Genomic DNA, 20,223 nt, shown 5'->3' on the forward strand with positions numbered 1-20,223 from the left:
TGCGCCGATGGGGTCCGAAAATGACCGTCGCGCAGCCTGCCTCAATCAAACCAATTCTTGTAGATCGCCTGGTAGCTGCCGTTCTCGGTCGAGATGTGCAGCCACTGATCGACGAACGCCTTCAGCGCCACGTCGCGCTGCAGCCAGTAGGCTTTCTCCGAGAAGTCGAACGGCTTCTCCGGGTGCACGGCGCACAAGACACCGGGATGCAGCTTCTGCTGATAGCGCGTCTCGGAGGCGTCGGTCATCATCAGGTCGGCATCGCCCTTGGCAATCTCGTCGAAGATGGTGACGTTGTCGGTGTGGACGCGGATGTCGGCGGCCTTGATGTTGGCGCGGGCGAAGCGCTCGTTGGTGCCGCCGGGATTGACGACGACGCGGGTGCCTGGTTTGTCGATGTCGGACAGCGTCTGGTACTTCGCAGTGTCGGTGCAGCGGGCGATCGGAGTCTTGCCCTCGCGCATGATCGGCGTCGAGAAGAAGCCCTTCTTCTGGCGGTCGAGCGTGATCGACACGCCGCCCATGGCGACGTCGAATTTGTCGGCCTCGAAATCCTTCATCAGCTGCGGCCAGCTGGTCGGCACGAACTCGACCTTGACGCCCATCGCCTTGCCGAGCGACTCGGCCATGTCGACGTCGAAGCCGGAAAACTTGGCGGTGGCCTTGTCGAGATAGGTGAAGGGCTTGTAGTCGCCGGTCATGCCGACCCGAAGGCTGCCGCGCTGCACGATCTCGTCGAGGCGCGAGGCCGGCTCGGCGGCTGCGGGCACAGCAAGGCTGCAGACGAGAGCGAGCCCGGTCAGGACGGACAGCGGACGATCGAAGAACCCCATAGCGCATCACCCCCAGCTTGAGTTGGTTGGTCCCTTCTTATACGAGGCGGTGTCGCGGGACGAGAGGTAGCGGGGAGGGTCAAAGCTTGAGCATCTCGATGGTCGAGGCCTCGGTCGACGTTTTCGTGCCGTATCTCGGCAACCTCTCGGCACTGCTCGATAAGGCGGCGGCGTTTGCCGGAGATCGCCAGATCGACCCGGCCAGCCTGCTGCAGGCGCGGCTCGCGCCGGACATGTTCAACCTGATCCGGCAGGTCTGCGAGGCCAACCGCCACGCCGCCATCGCCTGCGCGCTGCTGGCAGGGCGCACGCCGCCTGTAGTTGCGGAAAGCGACACGGATATCGCGGGATTGAAGGCGAGGATCGCTGCGACCATCGACGTCGTGCAGAGCATGCCGCGCGAGGTGATCGAGGCGAGTGGCGACCGCGAGGTCGTTTTCACCTTCCGCAGCGGCGCGACGCGCGCGTTCCATGGCCGCTCAATGCTGCTGACGTTCAGCCTGCCGCAGTTCTTTTTCCATGTGACGACAGCCTATGACATCCTGCGTCACGCAGGCGTGCCGCTGGCGAAGCCTGACTATCTCAGGCTACCGCGATAGAGTGCGACTGTCGCCTGAGCTGGGTCTTCCGGGACCGCTCAAACGAACGGCGTCGCCGGGCCCTTGCCGGTCATCTCGTTCTTCAGGGCCTCGAAGCGCTCCACGGCTTCGCGGGCACGGGCATCGACCAGCTTGACGGCGGCTTCGGCGGTCATTGGACCGGTGCTGACGGCGATCGAGGTCGGCCCGACCGTCTCGTCGACGTAATAGCCATCGTCGCCGCGGCGCGCGGTCCAGCGGAAGCGGATCGCCGAAATGGGACCGGGGCCGACCTTGGTGTAGCCTTCGGCCTGATCGAACGCCACGACTGTTCCGCCGGCCTTCTTCGGCGCAGCCACCTTGTCGGCCGGCTTGGCCGCTTCGGGCTGATCCAGAATGCTCGCTATCGTTGCGAGCGCGTGCTCCGTCGCAACACTCATGACGACCCCTGTTCCCTACTGGCGCGCGTAAACGCCGGCGCCAATAGTCACAGTTGTAGCGGGATTTGGGCCAGATGCAAGAATGCGTTGAAATTGGGGCAGCGGAAGCGGTGGACGAATCGATGAGCTCGCCAGCGCCGGCAGCGGGGGCGCCCGCCAGCGTGCCAATGCAGTTTCCCTACAGCACGTCCTGATTGATCACGTTCTGCCGGATCGGATCGCCGTCGAGCACGCTGAGAATGTTGCGCGCGGTCTGCTCGCTCATGCGGTCGACCGCCTCGCGGGTGACGCCGGCGACATGCGGGGCCATGATCACGTTCGGCAGCGCATGCAGCGCGTGGCCGACCGGGGGCGGCTCCTGCTCGAACACGTCGAGGCCGGCGCCGGCCAGCCGGCCGGACACCAGCGCATCGTGCAGCGCGGCCTCGTCGATCAGGCCGCCGCGTGCGGTGTTGATCAGATAGGATGAAGGCTTCATCAGCCTGAGGCGTGCGGCATTGAACAGGCCGATGGTCTCCGGCGTCTTGGGACAGTGGATGCTGACGAAGTCGGCGCGCGGCAGCGCGGCGTCGAGGTTGGCGACCGGCTCGCAGCCGGCGGCGGTGATGTCGGCGGCGGGCTTGTAGGGATCGTAGACCAGCACCTGCATCTCCATGGCCAGGCAGCGCTTGGCGGTGCGGGTTCCGATGCGGCCGAAGCCGATGATCAGCACGGTCTTGCCGTAGAGGTCGAACGGCAGCACGCCGAGCCGCGAGCTCCAGGTGCCGTCCCTGACCATCGCATGCATCTCGTTGGCGCGCTTGGCCAGCGTCAGCATCATGAACAGGGCCTGCTCGGCGACCGACGGCGAGTTCGCGGTTCCCGCGACCATCAGCGGCACCTTGTGGCGGCTCAGCGCCGGCACGTCGACCGCATCGAAGCCGACGCCGATCCGGGTCACGACCTTCATGTCGCCGGCGGCGACGAGCTCCGGCTCGCCGAAGCGGGTGGCGCCGAGGGCCACGCCGTGCACGGGTGCATGAGAGGTCAGCAGCGCGGAGAAATCGGCCGCCGAGATCATGTTCGGGAATTCGATCATCTCGACGTCGTCGCGCGCCGCGAGCAGCGCGCGTCCCTTGGCCGAGAAGGATTCAGTGACGAGGATCTTGTTCTTGTTGCTTGCCGTCCGAGTGCTCATGTCCTGCCCTTGAAACTTCCTGGTGCTCGTCAGATCACGAGCCCGGTCGCTTCGTTTAGCAGGTGCATGTTGTTGAGGTCCATTGCCATGCGCAGGGGGCTGCCATCCCGCGCGCCGGCATTGGGGCTGACCCGCCCGCAGACCGGCGTCTCGTTCAGGGCGAAGTAGACCAGCGTCTCCATGCCCATCGGCTCGGTGACGTCGAGCAACGCCTCGAACGGCTCGATTCCAGGCTCCGCATGTGGCCTGGTTTCGGTGATGTGCTCCGGCCTGATGCCGAGCAGCAGCGGCTCATTCCGCGACACGGATTGATAGCGCGCGGCGCGCGCCGGCGGCAGCGGAAAGGCGATGCGGTCCGTGAGGCGAATGTGAAGCCGGCCTTCGGCCTCTTCGAGCCGGCACGGCACGAAGTTCATCGCGGGCGAGCCGATGAAGCCGGCGACGAACCGCGTCGCCGGATTGTGATACAGCTCGTTCGGCGTGCCGATCTGCTCGATGCGGCCCTTGTTCATGACCACGACCCGATCGGCCAGGGTCATGGCTTCGACCTGGTCGTGGGTGACGTAGACCGTGGTGGTGCGGACCTTCTGGTGCACCTTCTTGATCTCGATGCGCATCTGCACGCGCAGCTTGGCGTCGAGGTTGGACAGCGGTTCGTCGAACAGGAACACTTTTGGATTGCGCACGATCGCGCGGCCCATCGCGACGCGCTGGCGCTGGCCGCCGGAGAGCTGCTTCGGCTTGCGATCGACGAGGTCGGCGATGTCGAGCATGCGCGCGGCCTCCGCCACGCGGCTCTTGATCTCGGCCTTCGGATAATGCTTGAGGCGCAGCCCGAACGACATGTTCTCCGCCACGGTCATGTGTGGGTAGAGCGCGTAGTTCTGGAACACCATCGCGATGTCGCGATCCTTGGGCGGGACGTCGTTGACGACGTCGCCGCCGATCGTGATGTCACCGTCCGAGATGTCCTCCAGGCCTGCGATCATCCGCAGGGTCGTCGACTTGCCGCAGCCGGACGGGCCGACCAGCACGACAAACTCATGATCGGCGATGTCCAAGTCGATGCCCCTGACGGCCTCGACGTCGTCGTAGCGCTTCACGATCTTCCGCAAGCTCACTTCAGCCATGTGTGATCAACCCTCGTCAGCCCTTGGTCGCGCCGGCCGTGAGCCCGGCAATGTAGTAGTCCATCAGGAATGCGTAGATGATCAGCGGCGGCGCCGCGCCGAGCAGCGCGCCGGTCATGATCTGCCCCCAATTGAAGACGTCGCCCTTGATCAGGGTGGTGACGATGCCGACCGGCAGCACCAATTGGTCGGCCGAGGTCGTGAACACCAGCGGATACAGGAACTGCGCCCAGGAGACCGTGAAGGCGAAGATGGTCGCCGCGATCAGGCCGGGCAGGGCGACCGGAATGAAGATCCGCGTCAAGGTCTGCAGCCACGAGGCGCCGTCGATGATGGCCGCCTCGTCGAGCTCCTTCGGGATCGAGGCGAAATAGCCGATCATGATCCAGGTGCAGAACGGCACCGTGAGGGTCGGATAGATGAACAGCAGCACGTACCAGCGATTGATGAGCTGGATGCCGGTGACGTCGCCGATCAGCGCGAACATCTTGAACAGCGGGATGAACAGCAGACTGTCCGGAATGAGGTAGGTCAGGAACACGCCGGTCGCGAGCGTCGCCGAGCCCCAGAACTTCATGCGCGACAGCGCAAACGCCGCGGGGATGCTGATCAGCATGGTGATGATCACGACGATGATCGAGACCATGGCCGAGTTGAAGAAGAAGCGCAGGAACTGGTTCGATTTCAACAGTCCGACATAGTTCTCCAGGGTCGGATGGAATACCCACCACGGGTTGGTCGCGGCCGATATCTCCGCGCTGCCCTTCAGCGAAGTGATCAGCATGTAGAACGGCGGCACCAGCGAGAAGATCGCGAACAAGGTCAGGAAGAAATACGACCAGCGCAGCGCCCAGGCGCGGTCGCGGCTCATCGAGCCGTATTTCACATTGCGGGTCGGGCCGGCCTTGTCGACGGTGAGGGTGCTCATCAGGATTCGTTCCCCCGCTTGTTGACGTCGCGCAGGATGAAGATCGCGGCGACCGCCAGGATCGGCACCATGAACAACGAGACGCTGGCGCCGAGCGGAATGTCGCTGCCCTCGATGCCGACGCGGAACGCCCAGGTCGCGAAGATGTGCGTCTTGTCGAGCGGGCCGCCGGCGGTGAGGATGCGGACGATGTCGAAGTTCGCGAACGTCACGATCAGCGAGAACAGCGTCGTGATCGCGATGATGTTGCGCATCATCGGCAGCGTCACGTACCAGATCCGCTGCCACCAATTGGCGCCGTCGATGGCGGCCGCCTCGTAGAGCTGCTCGGGCACCGATTTCAGCGACGCCAGATACATGATCATGAAGAACGGCGCGCCGTACCAGACGTTGACCAGGATCACCGAGAACCGCGCCCAGGCGGCGTCGCCCGTCCACGGGATCGGGCCGATGCCGAAGGAGGCGAGCGTGTAGTTGAAGGCGCTGTAGGACGGGTCGAACAGCCACAGCCAGGCCAGGGTGCTCATCGCCGGCGGGATCACCCAGGGCACCAGCAGCATGCCGCGCCATTTGCGCTGGCCCTTGGCCGGGATGTTGTGGACGAAATGCGCGACGATGAAGCCGATCAGCGCCTTGAAGACGACGGCCGTGATCGCAAAGATGCAGGACTGCTTGACGACCAGCCAGAACGTGTCGCGCTTGAACAGGAACTCGAAATTGCCGAAGCCGACGAAGCGCTGCATCGACTTGTTCAGGGTCGCCAGATGCACCGAATAGATGCCGGGATAGACGACCAGGAACAGGATCAGAAGAATCAACGGCAGCGTCATCAGGAAGGCCGTCGTCGACTTGCGCCTCAGGGCTTTGCGAAGACCCTGGCGGCGGGCCGCAGCCCGCGGGCGTGGGACGGCGTTTTCACCGAATGCGGCATCAACCATGTAAGTGGGCTCCTCGTGATGGTCCCGGGCGGCTGCCGGGCCTCACTGGCTGAAGCAGGACACGACGCTGAGGGCAGCGGCCCGCCGCAGGGAGCGGGCCGCCATCTCTTCGAACAAGACCAGCTCAGCTGCGCAGGAAGCCTTCGCACTCGCCCTCTGCCCAGGCGAGGGTCTTTTCCATCGCCTCGCCTTGCGCGTGACGCAGGCACATCTTGGTCATGGTCGCCTGGAAGTAGATCTGCTGCGCGACCTTCGGCGGCGCCGGCGATGCCGCGATCGACAGTGTCTGGTGGTTGTAGGGATTGGGGTAGTGGAAGAGGGTGCCCTTGGGCGGGCCCTGCTCCTGCCAGACCTTGAGCGTGGTCAGCTTCTCGAATGCCGGCAAATCGTAGCCGCCGCTCGCCACCACCATCTTCTCGATCGATGACGGCTTGGACAGGTGCACCAGCAGGCTCTTCGCCGCCTCCTTGTTCTTCGAGAACGACCAGACGCTCCAGAAGTAGGGCAGGAACGGTGCAAAGCGGCCCTTCGGTCCGGCCGGGAAGCCGTGGGTCCAGCATTGCTCGGCGATCTGCGGCGCGTCGCGCTTGGCCACCGCCCAGGCGCTGGGCGGATTCATGATCATGGCGCCCTTGCCGGCGACCAGCCATTTGTTGTTCGAGGCGTCGTCCCATGCGCTGACATCCGGCGGCAGGAAGGCGATCAGGCGCTTGTAGTAGTCGACGGCCTGGCGGACCTCGTCGGTCTTGACGGTGAGGTTGCCCTTGGCGTCGATGAGCTGCGCGCCGAAGGCCTGGAAGAAGGCGCCAGCCGTGTCGACGCTGTCGGTGGTCTCGCCAAGCCCGATGCCGAAGGGGACGCCGGCCTTGTGGCAGGCTTCCGCTGCCTTGAGGAAGGTGTCGGTGGTCCAGTTATCGGCCTTTGGCGGGCCGCCGGCCGGATACATCTCCTGCACGTCGATGCCGGCGTGCTTCTTCATCAGATCGATGCGCGAGCAGGGGCCCTTGATCTGACTGCCGACGCAGGCCGGAACGCCCATCCATTTGCCATCGAGCACGCCGAGATACTTGACGGTGCCGTTGACCTCGCCGTTCTCCTTGATGATCGGCTCCATGATGTCGTTGACCGGCTCGAGCAGGTCGGAGTTGGAGTGACACCACCAGGTCGGCATCTGGAAGATGTCATGTCCGGACTTCGCCTGCGCTTCCGCGGCGATGGTCACGATGTTCTTGTTGCCCTGGCTGGTGATGTAGTCGATCTGGAGGTCGACCTTCTCCTTGGCCGCCCATTCCTTGCACAGCTCGGTCGAGGCATTGTTGGCGTCGGGAACCCAATGGTCCCAGAACCCGATCGAGAGCTTGCCGGCGGCATGGGCGCCGCGCACATAGGGTGCGGCAATCATGACCGCCGAAGTGGCAGCGGTCGCAGCAACGAATTGTCGGCGGTTCAGCTTCCTCCGTGACATGGCGTTCCCTCCCTGGTGAGCCAAGCATTCCATGGGTGCGAATCCGATTTGTTAGTTATTGCGTCGCGTCATGCGCGCATGGATTTCGCTTGGGTGCAATCAGAGCAGAATTGCGAGCGGCTGTCGAGAAAGCAGGTGAGGCGAAACTTAGAACTAATGGCGTGCACACTTCGTCGCAGGTTCCTCGACAGCCGCATCGCAGCGCTCGCCGCTGCAATGCGATGCGATGGGAGCAGCGCGTCTCATGCGGCGCCGAGATCGAAGCAGCCGGGCCACGTTCGATCCACTCGGCTCCGTGCGGCAGATGGACTTGCGCATTGCGGCGACGGTAGAATTGATGGGAATCACAGCCGTCATGACCTGACGTCGCTGCCAATCCGACAGACTGAGTTGCGCGGAGCCAGAACTGATGACGACGCCCCCTTCAGCCGTGCGATGCCGACGTGTCCGGTGCATCGCAACAGGAGCATTGCTGGTCTTGGGCGCCCTCGCGGGCCAGCCGCGTCAGGTTGACGCGCAGGGCCTGTTCAAGGGCGTCGAGCAGGGCGCGCGCGAAGGCAACAGGGCTGCCGGCCCGGTCGGCGGCGTGCTCGGAGGTGCGATCGGCGGCGTCGTCGGGGTCGTCACCGGCGTGACGGGGACGTTCACCGGCAATGCCGGCCAGCCGAGCGCGCAACCCGCGGCGCCGGCAGCCGACACCAAGAAGGCGCAGTCGTCGAAATCGGCGAAGACCAAGCTCGCGAAAGCCGCGCCGATGCTGACGCAGCCGGGCGTGCCGCAACTGACGGCAGAGCAGATCGTCAGCACGAGCGACGCCAATGTCGAGCGCCTGAAGAACGGACTGAACCTGACGGAGGAACAGGCGAAGATCTGGGGACCTTTCGCCAATGCCATGCACGCGCTTGGCCACAACGGCGCAGATCGCCTCAATCTGCGCATCGCGCGGGCGAAGCGCGATCCGCCCGATGACATCATCGAGCAGATGCGCAACGAGGCGCAGTTCCTGGTGGATCGCGCCGCCGACCAGCGCGCGGTCTCCGACGCCGCCGAGCCGCTCTACACCAGCCTGGACGACAAGCAGAAGCAGATCTTCATCGACGAGATGGTCCGCCTCAGCCGCGAACGCGGGCTGGACTAGCGCTGCGCAACCAGGAGTCCCGAGGGTTCGCCGAGAACGGCCGGCCAGGAGATCGTAGGGAACGATCGGAGCACGTTGCCGCGCCGGTATGCTGGTGAGCATGTTTCGGAATATGTACTCGTCAGATCAGCGCCACAATTCCGGCAAGCCGTCTCGTGCTGCGGCTTCAATGCATTTTGACGGGCGTTGCAATTGACCCGCAATGTGTGAATTGTGCCGGTGGGATTTTGCCTGCTGGCGGCCAGCCCAGCCATGATTCGCATTGGGCCAAGCGAGGGCCGGAAGACGTTTCAGCTCGTGTTGTGAGGGATGATTGTTGTCGAGAGTGCGGCGTTGGATTGAAGCTCGGATCAGTGAACGCAAGACCGGAGTCGCGGATCGCCTGGACGCGGACGCGGCACGCATGATTGATGCTCTTCAATCGGAGTTGAGATCCACCAGGGATGACGCCCAGCGGTACAAGCGGATCACCGAAGAGATGGGCGTGATCATGGGCCAGCTACGCGACGAGCGCGATCACCACCGCCTCGAATGCGAGGCCGCGTCCGCGGAGCTTCGCCGGCTGACGCGGCCAAGAGCCGTCGCTTCCAGCATTGGTTCGGCGAGCCGCGCGACCAACGGCCATGCCGGGCCCGCGCTGATGAAATCGCATGCATCCGCGCTGCGGGTGCTGTGCGTCGGCACAGGGCGTGACGGAACGACGTCTCTCACACGAATGATGCAGGACGTGTTCGACACCGAGGGCAACGGCGACGTGGCCGTGCACGAATGGGCGTCGAGCGAGCTGAACGAGCTGTTCTGCCAGCTCAAGGAGACGGGCGATCGCAGCTTCGAGGATCAGATCCGCCAGACGATCCTCAACTGTCCCCATGCCTGCGTGGTCGGCAACGGCTATGCGGCCATTCTGCCGGTCATCGCCGGGCTGCTCGGTGATCAGGTGACCCTGGTGCATCTGCGCCGCCGCGACCGCGCGGCCTGCATCGCGAGTCTGACCGAAAACGCCGAGGTGGCGCCGCAGAACCATTTCTACTACGCCGACTCGCCGGCCGCGCGGCGGAAGCGGCCGACCGCTTTCCATTTCGGGGAGATGTCGCGGGAGCAGTGGGCGGAGCTGTCGCAGGCCGACAGGTTCGGGTGGTACTACGACAAGACCCACGCCCTCATCGAAAGACACAAGAGCCTGTTTCCGAACACGCTCGCGGTCGACACGGAAGATCTCAGTGCCGACAGCGTGCGCGCCGCGCTGGCTCATGCGGCCGGCAGCACCGCGACGCCGCGCGCCTTCCATGTCAACCGCTTCGTCGATCTGCGCCACGTGCCTATCGATCGTCGCAGCTTCGTGCAGCGGCTGCTGGGCCAGCTCGACGTCCAGAAGCTTGCGCACGACGATCTCTATGGGTTGAGGCAGGTCCTCAACGAGATGATCTATCACCTGGCGCATTTCCCCGACACGGCGCCTGGCGCCCTCGATGAGCTGCGCTGGACGCTGCGGGAGATGCACCGCCTTCTCGACAGCCGCATCGGCGACATTCGCGAGCTGATGGAGCGTGTCGGTGCTGTCCCGGAAATGGCAGGTCTCGCCGATGACGAGGAACAGGACACTCCACGCCGGCGCAATGGATCACGCCTGAGCAATTGAGCCGATGAGGCCCGTGGCCCCGCCGGCTCAGCGCAGGCCGCCTTAGAGCATGCCGGCCAGAATGTTGGATGATCTATGCCCCAGGGCGGAGCCGGGCTCGTCCGGTCTGGCTGGCCAGTGTGTTCTGAGAGAAACGATCCTTTGCCCGCTCTTGATTATCCGACCGATGAGGTAAAACGCTTCTTTTCATAGCCTGCCGGTACCGCAGCGGACGATAGCTTCTCTGCTTGCAGGACTGATAGCCGGCGACGCGGGCCATGCCCGTGCGGTCGCTTAGGAAGGGCCTTGCCGGGGGCAGGGCACGCCAGGAACGCAGCCATCGAGGGCGCTCAAGCAAGGATGTTGGCGGAAGGGGTGGGATTCGAACCCACGGTACCCTTGCGGGCACGCCGGTTTTCAAGACCGGTGCCTTAAACCACTCGGCCACCCTTCCATCCGGCGTCGCGCCGGAAACAGCGACAATGCCACGCCATCACGATGCGCGGCATCGTCGCAACGACTGTTTAGGGTGCTAGCTTGTGGCTCGTCAACGGCGCTGCGCGCGGGCGCCGGGCTTATTCGTCACGAATCAAACGGCCTGAACCCAGAGCCGGAGCCCCGCCGACATCGCCAGTCGACAAGGGACTGCTTCAAGGGACTACTTTATCGGGAGCTGGCCCCAACGGACCGTCCCGGCCTCATCTCACCCGAAAGCAAGTGCGATCAGGCCCGAGCACAGAACTGCCGTGCTCACCGCTGCCAGGGCGAGGAAGCCGCCCGAAAGCATGTCTTGATGTTGCATCGACCACCCCCTGCGCTTCATCGTCCGTCCGAACCCCGCTTGGTCGTTCGAAATCGGCCTGCTCGCAAAAGTGGAGCTTCAAGTCTTGCTTGAAGCAGAAGGCTCGGCTGGCGAGCCTGCGAACTCAAGCTCGCGGAACTCAGGCTCGCGAGCGAACACCCTCAAATGCATGAGCAAGGAAGATCCCGGCGCCAACCAAGCCCATCACTGCTGTCATTGCTTCGATCATAGCGAACACACCCTGTTGCGCCCCGCGAGAAGGAAACGACGTGCAACCCCGCACAGTCAAAATGATTCAGGTCCCGGGAAATGAGAACACTCCTAAGTGAGGATTTCACGCAACATATGTGTCTAAAAAGGTGCACTCGCAACAAGGAGACGAAGAGCAGTGCACGCTCGGGCAGCTATCGCCCGGACCAACAACCGCTGGAAAGCTCCGGTTAACCACGGCGGGGCCCACCCCATTTCCGCCGTGTTCGGGTTGCGTTATCCTTGTGCATTGAGTTGCGGGGGACGCGACTCGGGGAAACCGGCACGTGTGAGCCTGATCGTATGGCTCGGCGGCAACCGGCGAAGTGGTATTTGGGGTCTATGGGGATTGGTCAAACAGATCCGGCCGAGAGAGCGGTGCGCAGCGCCGTCGCCGTTCTCGCCTGCCTGATGGTTGCGAACTGCGCCTCGTCGAACAAATTCGCCAGCAAGGTCGACCCGAAATATGGCGTGTCGTCGAGTCCGCGTGTCGTCGGCTTCGGCGAGCCGGTGCCGAAGGGCGGCGGCGTCTATCGAATCGGCAAGCCCTACACCGTCGCCGGGAAGACCTACGTTCCGGAAGAGGACGTGAACTACCGCGCCGAGGGCATGGCCTCCTGGTATGGCGACGACTTTCACGGCCGGCAGACCGCCAATGGCGAGGTGTTCGACATGACCTCGCTGACGGCGGCCCATCCGACCCTGCCTATGCCGAGCTATGCCCGCGTCACCAATCTCGCCAACGGCAAATCGCTGATCGTCCGCATCAATGATCGTGGCCCGTATCACGCCAACCGGCTGATCGACGTCTCCAACAAGGCGGCCGACCTGCTCGAGTTCAAGGGCACCGGCGTCGCGCGTGTCAGGGTCGAATATGTCGGCCGGGCACCGCTCGAAGGCTCCGACGACGTTCAGCTGATGGCCACGCTGCGCACCGGCATTCCGGCGCCGGCGCCGTCTTTGGTTCGCGTCGCCTCAGCCAAGCCGTTCGTGCCTGAAATGGGCGCGGGCCGACCGATTCGCGGCGAGATCCCGATGCCGGAGGGCCGTCCCTATACGCTGGGCAACACCTCCGCCGACATGGCTTCGATCGGTGCGACCTCGGAAATGTCGGCGTCCAGCCGGACGAGGGGACGCAGCCTCGAGAATCCGCGCGCCGTGTCCTATGATCAGGACGGGCGCTATGCAGCCCCCGCCAGCGCGGCCTCACGCGAGGCGTCTGATGGCGCCGATGAAGCCCGCGGCATCATGAGCGGCCGCGGCCTCTATTGAGCTCACCGTACTGTCGCCGCCGCCAAGCACGGCTTGTTCGAGAAGCACGGCTTGTTCGAGCGAACCGCCCCATGCCGGAGCGGTGTTGATTCCTGCGATCAGCAACGCACTACCGGGCAGAGAATGGCACACGCGCCCTGGCCGAGTAGGTCCAGACGCGGGTGGTGCTGCCAATGCCGCCGAGCTCGGCGCCGAGGCCAACGCTGGCTCCGCCCGACGTGCTGATGCCGAGACCGCCGGTGGCGCGGGCCGACCAGCCCTGCAGCAGCGGGGTCGAGGCCAGACCGGTGCCACTGTCGGTGAGCGTACTGGCATCCTGCTTGTTGAAATAGTAATCGCCATACATGCCGACGAACGGCGTCAGCACGATGCCGCTGTCGAACCAGGCCAAGGGGTAGGCGGCCCTCAAGCCACCCGAGGCGCGGCCGCTGGCGAAGTCATTGGTGCCCTGCCGGGTGCCGAGCGAATCGGTATACGCATTCTGGTGCTCCCACAGCGCGTAGACCTTGGCCGAAGGCTCGAGCAGGAAGCCGTAGGCCTTGTACATGCCCGTGAGGCCCGTCGACATCATCCAGCGCTGGCCATTGAAATTGCCCTGCGCAGTCCCGGCCGTGCCATTATAGCCGATGCCGGAATAGGCCACCGTCGCATCGTAGCGGAGTGTCGGCGACATCTTCCAGCCGAGATAGGCGCCCACCGTCCAGCCGTCTCCCTTGAGCTTCCCGTTGATGTCCTGCTCGGTGTAGCTGAAGGTCTCATAGCCGCCGAGCGCGCCAATGAGGAAGTTCGGTGCCGCCTTGTAGGTCACCCCCATCAGCGCGTTGAGCTGCTGGCCGTAGAGCGAGGACTGGCTTGCCTGGGTGACGCCGGCTGTGCTCATCGTGCCCCAACGGTCGATGCCAGTGCCGCGCACGTCGGCCCACAACAGCCATTGCTTGTCCTCATGCCATCTGGGCGCGGCCTTCTTCGGCGCCTGAGGGTCGATCGCCGCGAAGGCATTGTCGATCCGCGACCGACCTCGGCCGGATCTGCCGTCGGTCCCGAGGCTGCCACCGCGATCGGCGCCATAGGCGCTGCTGCCCGACCCGGCCGCTCCGGGGAGGGCCGCGACGTCGTCCTGGTCACGCGGGTCAGCCGAGAAGTTGAAGCGCATGCGGCCATTGCCGGGCGTCAGGAAAGCGCCGCCATCGTTGAAACCATCGGCGATGGCATCGTCGATCGCCCCGGAGATGGCCTGTCCCGAATTCTGCGCCACCATTTTGGTGACGTTGAGTTGAAGGGCGCGCAGCCTGACGCTGTCGAGCGGCACGTTCACCGTCTGCGCCAAGCCGGGCGAGGTGCTGGCCACGAAGCTGGGGCTGCCGCCATAACTTGCCGTGATCGTGTGGCTGCCGACCGCGAGCGCCGATGTCGTGAAGGTCGCAACGCCGCCGCTCAGCGCCGCCGTCCCGATCGACGTGCCGTTGTCGCTGAACGTGACCGTCCCTGTCGGCGTTCCGCCCGCCCCGGTGACCGTTGCCGTAAATGTCACGGCCTGACCGGCCTGACTCGGGTTCTGCGACGATGTCAGCGCCGTCTGCGTCGCCGCCGACAGATAGGCGAAACGGTCGACAGCTGAGGCAGCTGAAGTTTGTCCGCTGTTGGTGACGGTGACATCGACCGTACCGCTACCGGCCGGCGAGATGGCCGTGATGGAGGTCGCTGAATTGACGGTGTAGCTCGCAGCATTGACGGCGCCGAACTTCACGCCTCCCGCGCCAGTGGTGCCGGCGAATCCGGTGCCCGTGATGGTCACCGTTGTGCCGCCCGCCGCAGGCCCCGACGTCGGCGAGATCGAAGTCACAGTGGGCGCGCCGAAATAGGTGAACTGGTCGGCTGCCGAGGTCGCCGAGGTGCCTCCGGCGGTGGTGACCCTGACGTCGACGGTGCCGGTCCCCGCTGGCGAGGTCGCAGTGATCGAGGTCGCCGAGTTGACCGTGAAGCCGGTCGCCGGAGTCGCGCCGAAATTGACCGCCGTTGCTCCTGTGAATCCGGAGCCGGTGATGGTGACCGACGTGCCGCCGATCGCAGGTCCGGAGGTTGGTGCAATCGAGCTGACCGTCGGAGCTGCGGTATAGGTGAATTGATCCGCCGCCGAGGTTGCCGACGTGCCGCCCGCGGTGGTGACGCGGACGTCCACCGTGCCGGTGCCGGCCGGCGATGTCGCGGTGATCGAGGTCGCCGAATTGACCGTGAAGCCGGTCGCAGGCGTGGCGCCGAAATTCACCGCCGTGGCGCCGGTGAAGCCGGTGCCGGTGATGGTCACGGAGGTGCCTCCCGCCAAGGGCCCTGCGGTCGGCGCGATCGACGTCACCGTCGGGACCGGCGAATACGTGAACTGATCGGCGACTGACGTTGCCGAGGTGCCGTTCGGCGTGGTCACGCGAACATCGACCGCGCCGGTCCCCGCCGGTGAGGTGGCCGTGATCGAGGTGGCGGAATTGACGGTGAACCCGGTCGCAGGCGTTGCGCCGAAATTCACTGCAGTCGCCCCGGTGAAGCCGGTGCCGGTGATGGTCACCGAAGTACCGCCGGCGACAGGCCCGGATGTCGGCGAAATCGATGTCACGGTCGGCGGGCCGAGATAGGTGAATTGATCCGAGGCCGAAGTGGCCGAGGTGCCGCCGGAGGTGGTCACCCTGACGTCGACGGTGCCGGTGCCGGCGGGCGATGTCGCCGTGATCGAGGCGGCCGAATTGACCGTGAAGCCGGTCGCCGGCGTGGCACCGAAATTCACCGCGGTCGCTCCGGTGAAGTTCGTGCCGGTGATGGTCACAGAGGTGCCGCCGGCCACCGGCCCCGAGGTCGGCGAGATCGAGGTGACGGTCGGTGCAGGGATGTAGGTGAACTGGTCGGCTGCCGAGGTCGCCGAGGTGCCGCCCGCGGTGGTGACTCTGATGTCGACGGTGCCGGTGCCGGCGGGCGATGTCGCCGTGATCGAGGTGGCCGAATTGACCGTGAAGCCGGTTGCCGGCGTCGCGCCGAAATTGACCGCCGTGGCGCCGGAGAGATTCGTGCCGGTGATGGTCACGGAGGTGCCGCCAGCACCGGGCCCGGACGTCGGCGAGATCGATGTCACCGTCGGCGCGGCGACATAAGTGAACTGGTCGGCCGCCGAGGTGGCGGAGGTGCCGCCGACGGTCGTCACCGTCACGTCGACGGTGCCGGTGCCCGCGGGCGAGGTCGCCGTGATCTGCGTCGCTGAATTGACCGTGAAGCCGGTCGCCGGCGTCGCACCGAAGTTCACCGCAGTGGCGCCGCTCAGGTTCGTGCCGGTGATGACCACCGTCGTGCCGCCAGTCTGCGGACCCGCCGTCGGCGAGATCGATGTCACCGTTGGCGTCCCAATATAGCTGAACTGGTCGGCCGCAGAGGTGGCCGAGGTGCCGCCCGCAGTGGTGACCCTGACATCGACCGTCCCCGTGCCGGCCGGGGAGGTCGCCGTGATGGAGGTCGCCGAATTAACGGTGAACCCGGTCGCAGGCGTGGCGCCGAAATTCACGGCGGTCGCACCGGTGAAGTTCGTGCCGGTGATGGTGACCGTGGTGCCGCCGGCCACCGGCCCCGAGGTCGGCGAGATCGAGGTGACGGTCGGTGCAGGGATGTAGGTGAACTGGTCGGCAGCCGAGGTGGCCGAGGTGCCACCGGCGGTCGTGACGCGGACGTCGGGGGTGCCCGTTCCCGCTGGCGAAGTCGCGGTGATCTGTGTGGCCGAGTCGACCGTGAAGCCGGTCGCCGGCGTCGCGCCGAAATTCACCGCGGTCGCCCCGCTGAAGTTGGTGCCGGTGATGGTCACCGTGGTGCCGCCACCTCCTGGTCCCGATGTCGGCGAGATCGATGTCACCGTCGGTGCGGCCACGTAAGTGAATTGATCAGCTGCACTGGTTGCCGACGTTCCGCCGACCGTCGTCACGGTCACGTCGACCGTTCCTGTCCCGGCCGGCGAGGTTGCCGTGATCTGGGTGGCCGAGTTGACCGTGAAGCCGGTGGCAGGGGTGGCGCCGAAAGTCACCGCGGTGGCGCCGCTGAAGCCGGTGCCGGTGATGGTCACCGTGGTGCCGCCGGTGGTCGGGCCGGCCGTTGGCGAGATCGAGGTCACGGTCGGCGCGGCGACATAGGTAAATTGATCCGACGCCGAAGTGGCCGAGGTGCCGCCTATCGGAATCGTCACCTGGACATCGACCGTGCCGGTCCCAGCGGGTGAGGTCGCGGTGATCGACGTCGCCGAATTGACCGTGAAGCCGGTGGCAGGCGTAGCGCCGAAATTGACCGCGGTGGCGCCGGTGAAGTTCGTGCCGGTGATGGTCACCGTCGTGCCGCCGGCGACGGGACCCGTTGTCGGCGAGATCGAGGTGACTGTGGGGGCGGGGATGTAGGTGAACTGATCCGACGCCGAAGTGGCCGAGGTGCCGCCTATCGGAATCGTCACCCGGACATCGACCGTGCCGGTTCCAGCGGGCGAGGTCGCGGTGATCTGTGTGGCCGAGTTGACCGTGAAGCCGGTTGCAGGCGTAGCGCCGAAGTTGACCGCGGTCGCCCCGCTGAAGCCGGTGCCGGTGATCGTCACCGTGGTGCCGCCAGCACCCGGACCTGTCGTCGGCGAGATCGAGGTCACTGTCGGTGCAGCCACATAGGTGAATTGATCAGCGGCACTTGTGGCCGATGTTCCGCCCACAGTGGTGACGGTCACATCGACGGTGCCGGTCCCGGCCGGCGACGTCGCGGTGATCTGGGTGGCCGAGTTGACCGTGAAGCCGGTCGCAGACGTGGCGCCGAAATTGACCGCGGTCGCGCCGCTGAAGCCGGTGCCGGTAATGACGACAGATGTACCGCCGGAGCCGGCTCCCGACGTCGGTGCGATCGAGGATACCGTGGGCGCGGCCACATAGGTGTATTGATTCGCCGCCGCCACCTGGGATGTGGCGCCATTGGTGACCGTCACATTGACGGTGCCCGCCGACCCGGCCGGCGCGACCGCCGTGATCTGGGTGTTGGAGTTGACCACGTAGCTGGTCGCATTGTTCGAACCGAACTTCACGCCGCCGGCGCCCGTGGTCCCCGTGAATCCAGTGCCGGTGATGACGACCGAGTTGGTACCCGCGGTCGGGCCGGAATTCGGTGACAATGCAGTGACGGAGATGCTGGGAGTGACGTTCGTGAGCGAGATGGTCAGGCCACTATCGGTGGTGCCGAAGACGCCAGTGCCGACATCGGTCGTCGACGAATAGTTCAGAATGATCGTGTCGGACGTCGTCGGCGGCGCCGTCGTCATCGTCAGATTATAGGTGACGTAGTAGGCATTGCCGTTATTGGGATCGATCGTCTCGATCGGCGTGATCGTGTAGACGCCCCCATTCGAACCAGCGATCGATGCGGATGTGTCGGATCCGGCCCCCGTAATCGGAAAACCAGTATTGGTGTCGACTCCGCACGCATTGTACAGGCCGCTGTTGGCGATTCGATTGTATTGTGTGCCCGTTTTCGGCACGAGCGTCGCGCCGGGACCGGTGGCGCCATTGACGCTGAATGTGATCTGCGAGTTCAGCGCAATGCTCGTCGAAACCGTCAATGCGGACACTGCCGTGCAATTGGCAGCCCAGGCGTCACTTGCAGCAATGGATACGAGGCCCACGATTGCCGAGAGAACGGCGTAGCGCCGCGCGCCGGCTTTGCCGGGCCGGGAGGAAGAGGTTGCCGCACGGGAGGACGGGCGTGCCGGCGGTCTGTCCAGCGAGCAGCCGAAAGCGTCGGCGAATACGTCCCACATGGCACGCACCAGCATCCAGGTCCCGGCAACGCGATTCACGACGCCATCTCGCCGCAGAACCGTCGCGGTTATCGCATTCAGGTGCCCACGGCGCGACCACGCATGCGTCACGGCAGCTGCGAGACAGATCAACCGCATTGCCTGCGAAGCGACCGCGCTCAGCGCCGGAAGGCAACCTTGTCCGGTCCTGGTCGTGAAATTCACTACGCCCCCCCTCGCGGCGCGTCCTCAACGGGACGATGCCACTACAAAATCTTTGATCAAAAAATTCGACTGGTATCGCGGGTATCAGATCATTTGCGTGCATTAGGACGTGACCGCACGCTGCGAGCAAGCAGGCAGACGCTTGTTTCCGGCGAAACCCAGTCGGCACCGGCGTTTTTCGACTATCAGTTGCAGCTCGGCAACAGAGCATTGTGTAGTGGAAACACACGAGCGCCGCGCGGACGAGCGTGTAGACTCCCGCGGCAGCGAGATCGGCTTGACTGATCCCTGCCAGCCGGATAACAATCATTGAGCGAACGAGAAATTTCATACAACTTATTGCTCTCATCCCGTCCGCGCTGATATTGCGCCCTCAAGAATCGCAAAGCATTCGATCGGGGGCAGGGGAAACGCATGCCAGTCCAACCCTTTCTTGGGCAGATCATGCCCTTTGCAGGCTCGTTCGCCCCTCGTGGCTGGGCCTTCTGCAATGGCGCGCTGCTCGCGATCCAGCCCAACCAGGCGCTGTTCTCGCTGCTCGGCACGTATTACGGCGGTAACGGTGTAAGTACTTTCGGGCTTCCGGATCTTCGCGGCCGCGCGATCCTCGGCTCGACCGGAGGCGGCGGGGATTACCCGGCGGGAATGGTCAGCGGCGCAACGACCGTGACCCTCAACGCATCGCAAATCCCGGCTCACAACCATTTCATCCAGGTCTCGACGACCCAAGGCGCCGGTCGCGGTGCGCTACCGACAAACAACCTGTTCGCGACGAATACGATTCCGGCTGACAATCCTCGGAAGATCTTCGCCAATGCGGGCCAGGGCGAGGTGCCGCTGGCCTTGTCGACCAACCTCACCGATACCGGCGGCGGGCTGGCGCACAACAACATGCAGCCGTATCTCGTCATCAACTATCTGATCGCGACGCAGGGAACCTATCCGTCCCGGAGCTGACTCCTGACTGAGGTCTGGCGATGCCTCGATCGCCATGCCCTGAGCATAGAGTACAATTTCCCAGAGGGGCTGTAACCGCGTTGGTCGCGCCTCTCATCCCAACGAAAGGATCTCGGGATGTCAGACCAGTATCTCGGCGAGATCAGGCTGTTCGCTTTTCCGCGGGTGCCCGACGGGTGGCTGGCCTGCAGTGGACAATCGCTGCCGATCTCGCAGTATGACGCGCTCTACGCAATTCTCGGAACGACGTATGGCGGCGATGGCGTACAGACCTTCAACCTCCCTGATTTGCGCGGCCGCGTTCCGCTGGGGCAGGGGCAACCCCAGGGCGGGGCGACATACGTGCTGGGCGAGGTCGACGGCGAGGATGAGCATACGCTGATCCAGAACGAGATGCCGGCACACAGCCACAGCCTGCTCGGCTCGACGACCGCCGCCGATACGCAGACGCCCGGTACCGCCGTGCACCTGGCCACCGCCTCGACGGGCAATCTCTATGCGCCCGCGACAGGTGCGGCGCCGTACGAGGTCATGGCGCCCTGCGTGACGGTGGCGGGGCAGAGCGTGGGGCACAACAACATCATGCCGACCGTGGTCGGCAACTACTGCATCGCTATCGTCGGCGTTTTCCCCTCGCAGGGTTAGATATCGCGCTTCGATCCGTTTCATCGCGCATTGGCAGGAGAGA

14 protein-coding genes and 1 tRNA gene are annotated in these 20,223 nt (G+C 64.8%); 6 read left to right on the plus strand and 9 right to left on the minus strand.

Annotated elements, in window-relative coordinates; genetic code table 11:
- Nucleotides 1-41: 41 nt before the first annotated feature.
- A complete protein-coding gene (locus tag S58_RS18845) occupies nucleotides 42-833 on the minus strand; it encodes a transporter substrate-binding domain-containing protein (RefSeq protein WP_015666953.1) in 792 nt (263 codons plus the stop codon).
- Between the two features lie 98 nt (nucleotides 834-931).
- Here S58_RS18845 and S58_RS18850 point away from each other — a divergent pair, with 98 nt between their 5' ends.
- A complete protein-coding gene (locus S58_RS18850; RefSeq protein ID WP_015666954.1) occupies nucleotides 932-1,432 on the plus strand; it encodes a DUF1993 domain-containing protein in 501 nt (166 codons plus the stop codon).
- Nucleotides 1,433-1,470: 38 nt separating this feature from the next.
- Here the strand turns inward: S58_RS18850 and S58_RS18855 are convergent, their stop codons facing one another.
- The 6 genes from S58_RS18855 to S58_RS18880 form a co-directional block, all read right to left on the minus strand.
- On the minus strand, nucleotides 1,471-1,851 hold the full coding sequence (locus S58_RS18855; RefSeq protein ID WP_015666955.1) for a hypothetical protein: 381 nt from the start codon (nucleotides 1,849-1,851) through the stop codon (nucleotides 1,471-1,473).
- A 178-nt stretch (nucleotides 1,852-2,029) separates the two neighbouring features.
- Nucleotides 2,030-3,028, minus strand: a complete 999-nt coding sequence (locus tag S58_RS18860; protein WP_015666956.1) for a hydroxyacid dehydrogenase — start codon at nucleotides 3,026-3,028, stop codon at nucleotides 2,030-2,032.
- Nucleotides 3,029-3,057: 29 nt separating this feature from the next.
- Nucleotides 3,058-4,158 carry an ABC transporter ATP-binding protein gene (locus tag S58_RS18865; protein ID WP_015666957.1) on the minus strand — a complete coding sequence of 367 codons (1,101 nt, stop codon included), beginning with the start codon at nucleotides 4,156-4,158 and terminating at the stop codon, nucleotides 3,058-3,060.
- 16 nt (nucleotides 4,159-4,174) lie between these two features.
- On the minus strand, nucleotides 4,175-5,086 hold the full coding sequence (locus tag S58_RS18870; protein WP_015666958.1) for a carbohydrate ABC transporter permease: 912 nt from the start codon (nucleotides 5,084-5,086) through the stop codon (nucleotides 4,175-4,177).
- Nucleotides 5,086-6,024, minus strand: coding sequence for a carbohydrate ABC transporter permease (locus S58_RS18875; protein ID WP_015666959.1), 939 nt, complete (start codon nucleotides 6,022-6,024; stop codon nucleotides 5,086-5,088). The genes S58_RS18870 and S58_RS18875 overlap by 1 nt, the downstream gene beginning before the upstream one ends.
- Before the next feature lie 124 nt (nucleotides 6,025-6,148).
- Nucleotides 6,149-7,489, minus strand: coding sequence for an ABC transporter substrate-binding protein (locus S58_RS18880; RefSeq protein ID WP_042339876.1), 1,341 nt, complete (start codon nucleotides 7,487-7,489; stop codon nucleotides 6,149-6,151).
- 409 nt (nucleotides 7,490-7,898) lie between these two features.
- Between S58_RS18880 and S58_RS18885 the strand changes: the two genes are divergently transcribed.
- Together S58_RS18885 and S58_RS18890 are read left to right on the plus strand one after the other, a co-directional pair.
- Nucleotides 7,899-8,627, plus strand: a complete 729-nt coding sequence (locus tag S58_RS18885; RefSeq protein WP_042339878.1) for a Spy/CpxP family protein refolding chaperone — start codon at nucleotides 7,899-7,901, stop codon at nucleotides 8,625-8,627.
- A gap of 403 nt (nucleotides 8,628-9,030) precedes the next feature.
- On the plus strand, nucleotides 9,031-10,266 hold the full coding sequence (locus S58_RS18890; RefSeq protein WP_193788556.1) for a hypothetical protein: 1,236 nt from the start codon (nucleotides 9,031-9,033) through the stop codon (nucleotides 10,264-10,266).
- Nucleotides 10,267-10,609: 343 nt separating this feature from the next.
- Here the strand turns inward: S58_RS18890 and S58_RS18895 are convergent.
- Nucleotides 10,610-10,699 (minus strand) — tRNA-Ser (locus S58_RS18895).
- A 939-nt stretch (nucleotides 10,700-11,638) separates the two neighbouring features.
- On the opposite strand from S58_RS18895, the gene S58_RS18900 reads away from it, so the two are divergent.
- Nucleotides 11,639-12,568 (plus strand): septal ring lytic transglycosylase RlpA family protein, encoded by a 930-nt coding sequence (locus tag S58_RS18900; RefSeq protein WP_083938627.1) that lies wholly within the window; start codon nucleotides 11,639-11,641, stop codon nucleotides 12,566-12,568.
- A 109-nt stretch (nucleotides 12,569-12,677) separates the two neighbouring features.
- On the opposite strand, the gene S58_RS18905 is transcribed toward S58_RS18900, so the two are convergent.
- Nucleotides 12,678-18,176 carry an IPT/TIG domain-containing protein gene (locus tag S58_RS18905; RefSeq protein ID WP_015666964.1) on the minus strand — a complete coding sequence of 1,833 codons (5,499 nt, stop codon included), beginning with the start codon at nucleotides 18,174-18,176 and terminating at the stop codon, nucleotides 12,678-12,680.
- Nucleotides 18,177-18,992: 816 nt separating this feature from the next.
- Between S58_RS18905 and S58_RS18910 the strand changes: the two genes are divergently transcribed.
- A complete protein-coding gene (locus S58_RS18910; RefSeq protein WP_015666965.1) occupies nucleotides 18,993-19,535 on the plus strand; it encodes a phage tail protein in 543 nt (180 codons plus the stop codon).
- A gap of 117 nt (nucleotides 19,536-19,652) precedes the next feature.
- A complete protein-coding gene (locus tag S58_RS18915; protein ID WP_015666966.1) occupies nucleotides 19,653-20,180 on the plus strand; it encodes a phage tail protein in 528 nt (175 codons plus the stop codon).
- Nucleotides 20,181-20,223 lie beyond the last annotated feature (43 nt).

This window comes from Bradyrhizobium oligotrophicum S58 (genome assembly GCF_000344805.1).
Lineage (GTDB): Bacteria > Pseudomonadota > Alphaproteobacteria > Rhizobiales > Xanthobacteraceae > Bradyrhizobium > Bradyrhizobium oligotrophicum.

Bases quoted from the DNA above. Each gene is read 5' to 3' on its own strand.
- S58_RS18845 (WP_015666953.1), bottom strand. From the start codon at position 833: ATGGGGTTCTTCGATCGTCCGCTGTCCGTCCTGACCGGGCTCGCTCTC.
- S58_RS18850 (WP_015666954.1), top strand. From the start codon at position 932: ATGGTCGAGGCCTCGGTCGACGTTTTCGTGCCGTATCTCGGCAACCTC.
- S58_RS18855 (WP_015666955.1), bottom strand. From the start codon at position 1,851: ATGAGTGTTGCGACGGAGCACGCGCTCGCAACGATAGCGAGCATTCTG.
- S58_RS18860 (WP_015666956.1), bottom strand. From the start codon at position 3,028: ATGAGCACTCGGACGGCAAGCAACAAGAACAAGATCCTCGTCACTGAA.
- S58_RS18865 (WP_015666957.1), bottom strand. From the start codon at position 4,158: ATGGCTGAAGTGAGCTTGCGGAAGATCGTGAAGCGCTACGACGACGTC.
- S58_RS18870 (WP_015666958.1), bottom strand. From the start codon at position 5,086: ATGAGCACCCTCACCGTCGACAAGGCCGGCCCGACCCGCAATGTGAAA.
- S58_RS18875 (WP_015666959.1), bottom strand. From the start codon at position 6,024: ATGGTTGATGCCGCATTCGGTGAAAACGCCGTCCCACGCCCGCGGGCT.
- S58_RS18880 (WP_042339876.1), bottom strand. From the start codon at position 7,489: ATGTCACGGAGGAAGCTGAACCGCCGACAATTCGTTGCTGCGACCGCT.
- S58_RS18885 (WP_042339878.1), top strand. From the start codon at position 7,899: ATGACGACGCCCCCTTCAGCCGTGCGATGCCGACGTGTCCGGTGCATC.
- S58_RS18890 (WP_193788556.1), top strand. From the start codon at position 9,031: ATGATTGATGCTCTTCAATCGGAGTTGAGATCCACCAGGGATGACGCC.
- S58_RS18900 (WP_083938627.1), top strand. From the start codon at position 11,639: ATGGGGATTGGTCAAACAGATCCGGCCGAGAGAGCGGTGCGCAGCGCC.
- S58_RS18910 (WP_015666965.1), top strand. From the start codon at position 18,993: ATGCCAGTCCAACCCTTTCTTGGGCAGATCATGCCCTTTGCAGGCTCG.
- S58_RS18915 (WP_015666966.1), top strand. From the start codon at position 19,653: ATGTCAGACCAGTATCTCGGCGAGATCAGGCTGTTCGCTTTTCCGCGG.